The sequence below is a fragment of the Stenotrophomonas sp. BIGb0135 genome, from assembly GCF_024810105.1.
GTDB lineage: Bacteria > Pseudomonadota > Gammaproteobacteria > Xanthomonadales > Xanthomonadaceae > Stenotrophomonas > Stenotrophomonas maltophilia_AB.
Genome location: NZ_JANUDX010000003.1, coordinates 401,682 through 413,542, shown reverse-complemented (window position 1 = coordinate 413,542; position 11,861 = coordinate 401,682). Strand labels below are relative to the sequence as shown.

Sequence of the window (11,861 nt, the reverse complement as noted above, 5' to 3'; positions counted from 1 at the left end):
GCAGCGGCGCCGGACCAAAGCAGAAGCGTCGCGCGCTCGGGGAAAGGTAATGACTGAAAACATGGCTGCGGGTGGGGAACTCGCAGGGCTCAGGGTCATGGTCATCGATGATTCGAAGACCATTCGCAGGACCGCGGAAACACTGCTCAAGCGCGAAGGCTGCGAGGTGGTGACCGCGACCGATGGTTTCGAGGCGTTGGCCAAGATTGCCGACCAACAGCCCCAGATCATCTTCGTGGACATCATGATGCCGCGTCTGGACGGGTATCAGACCTGCGCGCTGATCAAGGGAAACCAGCTGTTCAAGTCGACCCCGGTGATCATGCTGTCCTCCAAGGACGGCCTGTTCGACAAGGCGCGCGGGCGCATCGTGGGCTCGGAGCAGTACCTGACCAAGCCTTTCACGCGTGAAGAACTGCTGGGTGCCATCCGCACATACGTAAACGCCTGACCAGGGGGGAAAGGCACAATGGCTCGAATCGTTCTGATCGAGGATTCACCGACCGACCGTGCGGTGTTCACGCAGTGGTTGACCAAGGCCGGGCATGAGGTTCTCGAAGCGGACAACGCCGAGGACGGGCTGGTGCTTGTCCGCGAGCAGTCGCCGCAGCTGGTCCTGATGGACGTCGTGCTTCCGGGCATGAGCGGTTTCCAGGCCACCCGCGCGATGGCCCGGGATGCGGCGATCAAGCACATCCCGGTGGTCATCGTCAGCACCAAGGCGATGGAGACCGACAAGGCGTGGGGGCTGCGCCAGGGGGCCGCCGACTACATCGTCAAACCGCCGCGCGAGGAGGAACTGATCGCGCGGATCAACGAGCTGGTGGTCTGATGCGTTCTCCTTTCGACATCCTCGAAGCCTACGAACGGCGCAGCCTGGCCCATGCGGTGCAGCTGCCCGAGCGGCAGTTCGCGCAGGACCTGTGGCGTGGCGTCGGCTACCGCGTGGGCAAGCGTCGGCTGGTCTCGGATTTCCGCGAGGTGGTGGAAATCGTGCCGATGCCGCCGATCACCCCGGTCCCCGGCGCCCAGCCGTGGCTGCTGGGCGTGGGCAACCTGCGCGGCAACCTGTTCCCGGTGGTCGACCTGAAGTACTTCCTGGAAGGCGAGCGCACGGTGCAGCAGGAAGGCCAGCGCGTGCTGATCATGCGCCAGGCCGGCGGCGACGTCGCCCTGACCATCGATGAACTGTTCGGCCAGCGCAGCTTCGAGCTGGAGCAGGACATCGTCGCCGGCGACATCGCCAGCGGCCGCTACGCCCATTTCATCGACCGCGCCTTCCACGGCGACGGCCACGACTGGGGCGTGTTCTCGTTGTCGCTGTTGTCGCGTACTCCCGAATTCAGGCAGGCCGCAGCCTGAGCGCTGTGGTCTGTCTCACCGCATTGAAGATCGAGGTTGAACGATGAGTACTGCTTCGGAATCCGCCAAGGCCGGCAAGCTCGGGTCGGTGGGAACCAATTTCTGGCTGGGCCTGCTGGCCCTGTCGATGATCGTGTTCGGCGTCAATACCGGCGTGGCCACCTGGCAGGGCAGTCGCCTGGCCGGCGCCAGTACCGGCGCGGCCGACCTGCAGGTGCTGTCACAGCAGCTGGCCAACCAGGGCCGTGAGGCGGTCTCGGGCAACGCCCAGGCGTTCACCGCGTTCAAGGACACCAAGACCCGCATCGAGAGCACGGTGAGCAGCCTGCAGGGCCGCTACGGCGCCGAAGCCAACGTGTCCGGGCCGCTCAACCAGCTCAGCCAGACCTGGGAGCCGCTCGGCAAGAGCGCGGCCCAGCTGGTGGCCAGCGAGCCGGCGGTGCTGGCCCTGGCCGGCAACGCCAACAACTTCGTCAACGGCGTGCCGGCACTGCAGGCACAGCTCAATGAAGTGGTGCGCGCGATGTCGGCCGGCGGTGCGCCGGCCTCGCAGGTGTACAACGCGCTGCAGCAGGTCGTGGTGGTGGGCTCGATGGCCCGCCGCGTGACCGAAATGCGCGCCGGTGGCGGCAGTGCCGCTGCCGCGGGCGACGCGCTGGCACGCGACTCGGTGGTGTTCACCCAGGTGCTGGACGCGCTGCGCAACGGCAACGAGGAGCTGGGCATCGCCCCGGTCCGCAACGCCGGTGCCCTGGCCGCGCTGGAGCAGTCCCAGAAGCAGTGGGACACCATGAAAAAGGACGCCGACGCCATCCTGGCCAGTTCGCGCCAGCTGTTCTCCGCGCAGTCCTCGGCGGCGGCGCTGACCGGTGGCTCGACCAAGATGCTGGACGACAGCAAGAAGCTGTTCGAAGCCTTCTCCTCGTTCGGTTCGGTGCGCGACACCCGCCTGTTCCCGAACTTCTGGCTGGGCGTGATCTCCGGCGCGCTGTCGCTGATCGCCATCATCGGCTTCGTCAGCAGCACCGTGCGCAGCCGCTCGCGCGAGCAGGACCTGCGCTACCAGACCCAGGTGGAGTTCAACAGCCGCAACCAGCAGGCCATCATGCGGCTGCTGGACGAAATCAGCTCGCTGGGTGAAGGCGACCTGACGGTCAAGGCCTCGGTGACCGAGGACATGACCGGCGCCATCGCCGACGCCATCAACTACGCCGTGGACGAACTGCGCCACCTGGTCACCACGATCAACGACACCTCGGCCAAGGTCGCGCTGTCCACCCAGGAAACCCAGGCCACGGCCATGCAGCTGGCCGAAGCGGCCGGCCACCAGGCCAACCAGATCACCTCGGCGTCGGACCGCATCGGCGAAATCGCGTCGAGCATCGAGCAGGTGTCGCGCAACTCGGCCGAGTCGGCCGACGTGGCACAGCGCTCGGTGGTGATCGCGGCCGAGGGCGCCGGCGTGGTCCGCGAGACCATCCAGGGCATGGACCAGATCCGCGACCAGATCCAGGAAACCTCCAAGCGCATCAAGCGCCTGGGCGAGTCCTCGCAGGAAATCGGCTCGATCGTGGAACTGATCAACGACATTTCCGAGCAGACCAACATCCTGGCGTTGAACGCCGCGGTGCAGGCGGCCTCGGCCGGTGAGGCCGGTCGCGGTTTCGCCGTGGTGGCCGACGAAGTGCAGCGCCTGGCAGAACGTACCTCCGGCGCCACCCGACGCATCGAAGGCCTGGTCCAGGCCATTCAGGCCGATACCAACGAGGCGGTCAGCTCGATGGAGCAGACCACCGCCGAGGTGGTGTCCGGTGCGCGCCTGGCCGAGGACGCCGGTACCGCACTGACCGAAATCGAGCGCGTGTCCAACGCGCTCAACAACCTCATCAAGAACATCTCGATCGCCGCCCAGCAGCAGTCGTCGGCCGCGTCGGACATCACCCGCACCATGGGCGTGATCCGTCAGATTACCGGCCAGACCTCGCAGGGCGCGGGACAGACCGCCGAGTCGATCGGTCATTTGGCACAGCTGGCGGCCGACCTGCGCCGCTCGGTTGCCGACTTCAAGCTGCCGGCGTGAGCCGCGGGCAGGGCGGAGAGGGAAGGAATCAGCAGATGATGCATCGCCAGACGCAACAGCACGACACGCGCGCCCACCTGCCGGGAGTTTCGGCATGAGCACGCTGCGCGATGCCATGAGCCACGCTGCCCTGGGCTGGGTCAAGCCGGAGCTGGACGAGACCCTGCGCCAGGTGCGCAACGAGGTCGAGTACTACGTGGAAGACCCTGCCGACGGCAGCCGCATGCGCTTCTGCGCCGGGTACCTGCACCAGGTGCAGGGCACCTTGCGCATGGTGGAGCTGTACGCCCCGGCGATGGTGGCCGAGGAGATGGAGCAGCTGGCCAATGCGATCGGCGCCGGCCAGGTGCCCGACCGCGACGAAGCCTGCGCCACCCTGATGCGCGGCAGCGTGTTGCTGCCCGACTATCTGGAGCGCCTGCAGAACGGTCATCGCGACATCCCGATCGTGCTGCTGCCGCTGCTCAACGACATCCGCTCGGCACGCGCCGCACCGGGGATCAATGAAAGCGTGCTGTTCGCCTTCGCCCCGGACAGCGTCAGCGCCACCGAGGCCGAGCTCGACCATGCACGCGGCAGCCTGAGCGGGCGCAACCGCGAGCTGCTCGACACGGTCGGCAATGCGGTCAAGGAAGAACTGCTGCGGATCAAGGACGCGCTGGACCTGCACCTGCGCACCGGCGGCGAGCCGGTGCAGCTGCAGACCCAGGTCAATGAACTGGGCGCGGTCGCCGACACCCTGGGCATGATGGGCCTGGGCGTGGCCCGTGGCGTGGTCGTGCAGCAGCGCGATGCGCTGCGTGGCGTGGTCGACGGCCAGCAGCAGATCGATGAAGGCCTGCTGCTGGATATCGCCGGCGCGCTGCTCTACGTGGACGCCTCGCTGGACGACCAGGTCGCCCACCTGGGCGCCGGCGGCAGTGGCGAGGACGACCCGAGCGCGGTCGAGAACCGGCGCACGGTGGAAGTACTGGCGCATGAAGCGATCGCCAACTTCGCCGCGGCGCGCGAGCATTTCGTCGCGTTCATCGAAACCAACTGGAACCACCAGCAGCTGCAGGAAGTGCCGCGCCTGCTCGGCGAGGTCGCCGGCGCGCTGCGCATGCTCGACCTGGCCACCCCGGCCGACTACCTGCAGGGCGTGCGCCAGTACATCGCGGTGGAACTGATCGGGCGCCAGCGCGTGCCCAGCGGTCGCCAGCTCGATACGCTGGCCGATGCCATGGCCAGCCTGGAGTACTACCTCGAAGCCCTGCGCGAACGCCGCCCGGGCCGCGAGGAAATCCTCGACATCACCCGCACCAGCCTGGAGACGTTGCGCTACTGGCCGCTGCCCGACGCGCATGCCGCTGCCGCCGATGCCAGCGCCGAAGCGCTGCCGGTCGCGCCGGAAGCGATCGAGCTGGCCCCGTGGGAAGCGCCGTCGGCCGACCTGGTCGACATCGCGGTCACGCCGGCCGCACCGGCCCCGGGCAGCGTGCCGCCCTCGTTGCCGGACATCACCTTCGACCCGCTGCCGGCAGCCGCCGACGCCTCCTCGCTGGTGTTCGCCGCCTCCACCGCGAGCGCGCCGGAAAGCGCCCAGTGGACGCTGTCGCAAGCCGCCGACCGCGACGAAGGCGCAGGCGCCTTTGGCCATTTCGATCCGGTGATCGCCGAAGACAGCAGTGCAACCCGCTGGGACGCGCTGCCGCCGATGCATGCGGCGCTTGACGCATTGGATGCGGTCCACGCCGATACGGGCGCCCCGGCCGATACCGCTGCCGAGCCGCTGACCGAACCGACCGTCGCAGCGGCCGCATTCGCCGGCGGCTTCGACCCGGTGGCCGCCGAGCACGATGCGCTGGAGATCAGCGACGAGCTGATCGAATTCACCTTCGATGCGCCGCTGCACAATGCCGGCGACGTGCTCTCGCTGCAGGTGGATGACGCCCCGACGGTGCGGGTGATGGACGCTTCGGGCGATGCCATGCCGGCGCTGGATGTGCAGCGCCTGCCGTCGTTCCTGCAGGCCAGCGAGGCCCGCGAGACCCAGGCCAGCGAGAGCCAGGCCAGCGAGAGCCAGGCCAGCGAGACCCAGGCCGACCGTGGCGACGTGCTGGCGACCCAGCCCGACGACGCGGCGGCATCGATCGGGATCGAGCATGCCGACGCGTGGACGGTCGAACCGACCGAACCCGCTGATGCGATCGAGATCGAGCATCTCGAGGCCGTCAAGGCCATCGCGGACGAACCGACCGACGCCACCGAGAGCGTCGACGCCTTCGACGCCATCGAGGCAGCCGAGGCAACCGAACAGACCGACACGACCGACACGACCGCACAGGCTGCGGCGCCGATCATCACCCACAGCAGCACCGGGGTGCATGCGGCGGTGATCGGCAAGATCGAACTGGACGACGAGTCGGCCCGCTTCCTCGCCGAGCTCGATGCGGCCGCCGCGCAGTTCAGCACCGAGTCGTCGGTGTCGCCCGCAGCCGAGCCGGTAGCGGCCGAGGCCGCCACGCAGGACGTGGCCGGCAGCATCGAGGCGGGCTTCGAGGACGATGGCGAGAACATCGACCAGGACATCCGCGAGGTCTTCATCGAAGAGTTCGACGAAGAACTGGTCAACCTCGGCAACCTGTTGCCGGTCTGGCGCGCCGCGCCGGACAACATGGACCGGCTGCGTCCGATCCGCCGCGTGTTCCACACCCTCAAGGGCAGTGGCCGGCTGGTCGGCGCACGCACGCTGGGCGAGTTCAGCTGGAAGATCGAAGGCATGCTCAACCGCGTGCTCGACGGCACGCGTCCGGCCTCGCCGGCGGTGGTGGCCATGGTCACCCAGGCCTACGAGGTGCTGCCGCAACTCAACGCGGCACTGCGCGGCGAAGGCCGCGTCAGCGCCGATCTGCAGGCCATGCAGGCCATCGCCGACCGCATCGCGGCGGGCGAGGAAACCTTCCATGTGCCGCTGCAGCGCGCGACCCCCGTCGTCGCCGCACCGGTGGATACGGTCGAGACCGTGGTCGAGGCGCCGGTCGTCGACGCGCCCGTCGTCGAGGAAGCCAGCGGCACCCCGGCCAACATCGACGAGGTGCTGCGCGAGATCCTGGAAGCCGAGGTGGACGCCCACCAGGCGACGCTGCAGGCATGGCTGCGTGATGCCAGCGTGGCGCCACTGCCGGTGACCGACGCGCTGCTGCGCGCCGTGCACACCATGAATGGCGCGTTCGCGATGACCGACGTGCCGGAGATCACCGCCGTCACCGGTGGCGCCGAGAGCTTCATCAAGCGCTCGCTGGCCGCCGATGCCACCCCCGACGCCGATGGCGTGCAGGCGCTGTCGGCGACCGCCGCGGCGATCAGCGCCACCATGGACGCGCTGCAGGCCGAATCGCCGCGCATTCCGGTCCAGGCCGCGCTCGCCGCGCGCCTGCATGCACTGGCCGACACCTTGCCCGAGGCGCGCTGGCCGGCGCTGGTGGCCGATGATGACCTGGCGCTGGACGAGGACGACGCGGACACCCTGGCAGGCGAGGACGCGCACGCAGACGGGCAGGGCAGCGATGCGCTGCTGGACGGCAGCGCCGATGCCGGGCTGCAGCAGGCAGACATCGAGGCCGATGACCTGTCGGTGATCGAACTGGCGACCGTCGAGGCCGAGGATTCCCTCGCGCTCGACGTGCGCGACGCCGCGGACACCCTGGCAGGCGAGGAAGCGCACGCAGACGGGCAGGGCAGCGATGCGCTGCTCGACGGCAGTGCCGATGCAGGGCTGCAGCAGGCAGAAATCGAGGCCGATGACCTGTCGGTGATCGAACTGGCGGCCGTCGAGGCCGAGGATTCCATCGCGCTCGACGCGCGTGACGCCGACGCAGCGGTGGTGGGCGAATTGACCGGCAGCGATGACCTGTCGGCCTATTTCGATGCCGACCTGCCGGCCAACGCACTGCCGTCCGTGCCGTTCGAGAGCGAAGCGCCGGCCGAGCCGGCCCGCTTCGAGGCGATCGAACTGGCCTCGATGGACGTCGAGGCCATCCACCTTGAGCCGGCCCATGACGACTCCGGCGCGACGCCGGCGGACGCAGCGGCGGGCCTGGAAAGCATCGAGCTGACCGACGCCGAGGACCTGTCGCGCTTCTTCGACGCGGCGGCCACGCCGCGTGCCGACGCCCCGGTCGCCGCCGAGGCGGACGCTGGCGCACCGGTGATCGAGGCGGAGACCCCGCCAACCGCGCGCACGCCGGAGGCGACGCTGTCCGAGGCGCAAGCCGACCTGGACACGCCGGCGTTGGACACCTCCCCGCTCGTCGCCGAGCCGTCCTTCGCGGACGTCGAGCTCGACACCGACAGCGAGGCCGACACGCTGGACGACGCGCTGCCGCCGCCGCCGGCGTTCGGCGACGTGGTCGACGAGCAGCAGGCGCTGGATGACGGCCTGACCGTGGTCGACGCCCTTCAGACCGACGATGCCGGCGACAACGTGCTGGGCCTGGACGCCGGTGACGCCGCGCAGGACCACCGCAGCGAAGCCGACGCCTTCGTCGAGGACGCGGGCGACACCGACCTGGACGCCGCGGTGCCGGCGCCGTTCTTCGAGCTGGAAGACGCACCGCTGGCCACCGCCGCCGAAGGCGCGGCGCTGGCCTCGCTGCCGGCCGCCAACGACCGGGCCGACGCGCTGGCCGTGGCCGCCGCGGATGCCGCCGACCACCAGGCCGACGCCGACACCGATGAGGCCGAGGCCGACGACGACGGCGCCGACGCGCTGGACTTCAGCGTGCTCGACCAGGAACTGGTCGACATCTTCGTGGAGGAAGGCAAGGACCTGCTCGACCATTGCGATGGCCTGATCAGCGAACTGCGTGCGGCCCCCAACGACCGCGAGGTCATTGCCGGGCTGCAGCGTGACCTGCACACCCTCAAGGGTGGCGCCCGCATGGCCGGGATCAACCCGATCGGCGACCTGGGCCACGGCATCGAATCGTTGCTCGAAGCGGTCGCGGCCAACCGCACCGACATCGACCGCAGCGACGTGCATCTGCTGGAGCGCGGCTTCGACCGCCTGCACCAGATGCTCACCCGCACCGGCCAGCACCGCAGCGTGGCCATGCCCGAGGACCTGATCGCTGCATTCGACCGGCGCACCCTGGGCCGGGTCGAGCCGGTCGTGGTTGTCGATGACAGCGAGGGCGCCGTCGATACCGCCCCGGTGGTGGTCGACCGTGCCGTCGCCGCCGCACCGCTGTCGGCCCCGGTTCCGCTGGAAAGCAGCACCGACGAGGACAGCCTGGCCCGTCCGCAGCAGGAACAGGTGCGCGTGCGCGCCGACCTGCTCGACCGCCTGGTCAACCATGCCGGTGAAGTGGCGATCTACCGCTCGCGGCTGGAACAGCAGCTCGGTGCCTTCCGCGGCGCCATGGGCGAACTGGACCGTACCAATGCGCGTCTGCGCGACCAGCTGCGCCGCCTGGATCTGGAAACCGAGGCGCAGATCGTCGCCCGCTACCAGCGCGAACAGGACCAGGCCGACCACAAGTTCGACCCGCTCGAGCTGGATCGCTTCTCCACCCTGCAGCAGCTCAGCCGCGCCCTGAACGAATCGGCGGCCGACTTGAGCGGCCTGCAGGGCGTGCTGGATGACCTGTCGCGCCAGTACGACGTACTGCTGCAACAGCAGTCGCGGGTCAGCTCGGAACTGCAGGACGGCCTGATGCGCGCGCGCATGGTGCCGTTCGACGGCCTGGTGCCGCGCCTGCGCCGCGTGGTCCGCCAGGCCGGCCAGGACACCGGCAAGCAGGTCCACGTCATCCTCGAAGGCACCCACGGCGAACTGGACCGCAACGTGCTCGACCGCATGGTCGCGCCGCTGGAGCACATGCTGCGCAACTCGGTCGCGCACGGCCTGGAGACCCCGGAACAGCGCCGCGCCGCTGGCAAGCCGGAAGAAGGCGAGATCGCCATCCGCCTGCGCCGCGAAGGCTCGGAAATCGTGCTGGAAGTGGCCGACGACGGCGCCGGGCTGGACCGCGAGGCGATCCGTCGCCGTGCCGAACAGCGTGGCCTGGTGCAGGCCGATGCGGTGCTCGGCGACGCCGAACTGGACGCGATGATCTTCTCGCCCGGGTTCAGCACCGCCGACCAGGTCAGCCAGCTGGCGGGCCGCGGCGTGGGCATGGACGTGGTCCACAACGAAGTGCGCCAGCTCGGCGGTTCGGTCGACATCCACTCGGTACGCGGCCAGGGCGTCACCTTCACCCTGCGCCTGCCGCAGACGCTGGCGGTCACCCAGGCGGTGTTCGTGCAGATCGGCGAGACCACCTTCGCCGTGCCGGTGGCCTCGGTCAGCGGTATCGGCCGGATCTCGCGCGAACGCTTCGAGACCGCCAACGGCGGGTACCACTACGGCGGCGAAGAGTTCGCGTTGCACGATCTGGGCACGCTCATCGGCCAGGCCCAGGCCCGCGCCGAAGGCCAGGCCCAGGTGCCGCTGCTGCTGGTTCGCGCCGGCGACCTGCGCGTGGCCGTGGCCATCGACCAGGTGCTCGGCAACCGCGAAATCGTGGTCAAGCCGGTCGGCCTGCAGATCGCCTCGGTGCCGGGTATCTACGGTGCGACCATCACCGGTGATGGCCGGGTCGTGGTCATCCTCGACGTGGCCCCGCTGGTGCGCCGCTTCATCGCCAACCCGCACAAGCCGATCGCCGAGACCACCCAGGTCAGCGACCGCGAGGCGCCGGTGGTGATGGTGGTCGACGACTCGCTGACCATGCGCAAGGTCACCGGCCGCATCCTGGAGCGCCACAACTTCGAAGTGACCGTCGCCCGCGACGGCATCGAAGCGCTGGAGCGCCTGGAAGAACGCGTGCCCGACCTGATGCTGCTGGACATCGAAATGCCGCGCATGGATGGCTATGAACTGGCCACCGCGATGCGCGCCGATCCGCGCTACAAGGACGTGCCGATCGTGATGATTACCTCGCGCAGTGGCGACAAGCACCGTCAGCGCGCCTTCGAAATCGGTGTCCAGCGTTACCTGGGCAAGCCTTACCAGGAACTGGACCTGATGCGAAACGTGTACGACCTGCTGGGGATCGCCCGTGTCCGCGACTGACCTGCCTTCGCTGTTGTCCGTCGCGCTGCTGGCGCGGGTCGGTCCGGCCCGTGAACGCCTGCGCGAGGCGCTCGGTCAGGCCGGCGCCACCCTGGTGCTGGAGGAGGATCCCAACGCGCTGGACCTGCAGGTGCTGCGCGATGCGGCGCCGGGTGCGGTGCTGATCGCGCTGGAGCCGGCGATCGAGGATGCGCTGGAGCGGCTGGACCCGGTGCTGGGTTCGCCGTCGCTGACCCTGATCTTCGACGAGGCCGAACTGGCCGCCCGTCGCGAAGGCTGGGAGGCGCAGCGCTGGGCGCGCCACCTGGTGGCCAAGCTGCACGGCCACCTGGACGTGCTGCCGCCGGGGTCGGAACAGGAGGGCCTGCTGCAACCCGAACCGGGCCTGCCGACCACGCCGGCGCAGTTGCATGCCGACGCGCCGCTGGAATTCCATGTCCGCGAGGCGTTCGACGCCGCGGGCGAGGTGCCTGCCGACGGCCTGTACCAGGCGCCGGGGACGCTGACCGAACCGATGTCGCTGGAAGAAGCGCTGGCGGCGTTGCAGCCGGCGCCCAGCGCGCCGGCCGAGCCGCCCCCGGCGCCGGCCGCCGCGCCGCCGACGGCACCGCCGCCGGTACCGCTGGGCGACCACAGCAGCTGGTCGCTGGTCGACGATGACGCCGCCGCCCCGGCGCCGGCAATCCCCGTCGCAGGTCGCGAGCCGCCGCCGGCGCCGACCGATTTCGACACGGCACGGCTGTCGCTGGTCGAGCTGGACGCCGAGCGCCCCGCCGACGGTGCCGCTGCGGGTGCGGTGCTGGTACTGGCCGGTATCGGCGGTCCCGATGCGCTGCGCCGCCTGCTGGCGGCCCTGCCCGACGGGCTGGCCACGCCGGTGCTGGTGCACATGCGCCTGGATGGCGGCCGCTACGGCAACCTGGTCAAGCAGATGGCGCGCGTGTCTGCGCTGCCGGTCCTGCTGGCCGAGGCCGAGCTGCCGGTGCAGGCCGGCAATGCCTACATCCTGCCGGACGACGTCGGCCTGGCCGTGCGCAACCAGGGCCTGTACTTCACGGCCGATGCGCAGGGTGTCCAGGTGGGCGCGCTGCCGGCCGCGCACAGCGCGGTGGTGCTGCTCAGTGGTGCCGATGCCAGCCTGGTCGATGCGGTGCTGGGGCTTGCCGCCGACGGTGCGTGGGTGGCCGGGCAGGTCGGTGAAGGCTGCTATGACCCCACCGCCGCCAATGCCGTGGTCGCCGCCGGAATGGACGCGGGCGAGCCGCCGCAACTGGCCCAGAGCATCGTCGAACGTTGGGGCGTGAGCGAGTAATCGCGCGCGCC

Annotated in this window: 6 protein-coding genes; all 6 read left to right on the top strand. The window is 69.8% G+C overall.

Translation table 11 applies throughout. From position 1 onward, the window contains the following. Positions 1-49 precede the first annotated feature (49 nt). Positions 50-451 carry a twitching motility response regulator PilG gene (gene pilG, locus M2421_RS09560; RefSeq protein ID WP_017356958.1) on the top strand — a complete coding sequence of 134 codons (402 nt, stop codon included), beginning with the start codon at positions 50-52 and terminating at the stop codon, positions 449-451. A gap of 18 nt (positions 452-469) precedes the next feature. Beyond that, the gene (locus M2421_RS09555) at positions 470-832 is read left to right on the top strand and encodes a response regulator (protein WP_259206287.1); all 363 of its coding nucleotides are present in this window, start codon (positions 470-472) and stop codon (positions 830-832) included. Beyond that, positions 832-1,362, top strand: a complete 531-nt coding sequence (locus M2421_RS09550) for a chemotaxis protein CheW (protein ID WP_259206286.1) — start codon at positions 832-834, stop codon at positions 1,360-1,362. The genes M2421_RS09555 and M2421_RS09550 overlap by 1 nt, the downstream gene beginning before the upstream one ends. A gap of 43 nt (positions 1,363-1,405) precedes the next feature. Next, a complete protein-coding gene (locus tag M2421_RS09545; protein ID WP_259206284.1) occupies positions 1,406-3,442 on the top strand; it encodes a methyl-accepting chemotaxis protein in 2,037 nt (678 codons plus the stop codon). Positions 3,443-3,536: 94 nt separating this feature from the next. Continuing rightward, positions 3,537-10,538, top strand: coding sequence for an Hpt domain-containing protein (locus tag M2421_RS09540; RefSeq protein ID WP_259206282.1), 7,002 nt, complete (start codon positions 3,537-3,539; stop codon positions 10,536-10,538). Next, the gene (locus M2421_RS09535) at positions 10,525-11,850 is read left to right on the top strand and encodes a chemotaxis protein CheB (protein ID WP_259206279.1); all 1,326 of its coding nucleotides are present in this window, start codon (positions 10,525-10,527) and stop codon (positions 11,848-11,850) included. Before M2421_RS09540 ends, M2421_RS09535 begins: the two co-directional genes overlap by 14 nt. Positions 11,851-11,861: the final 11 nt, after the last annotated feature.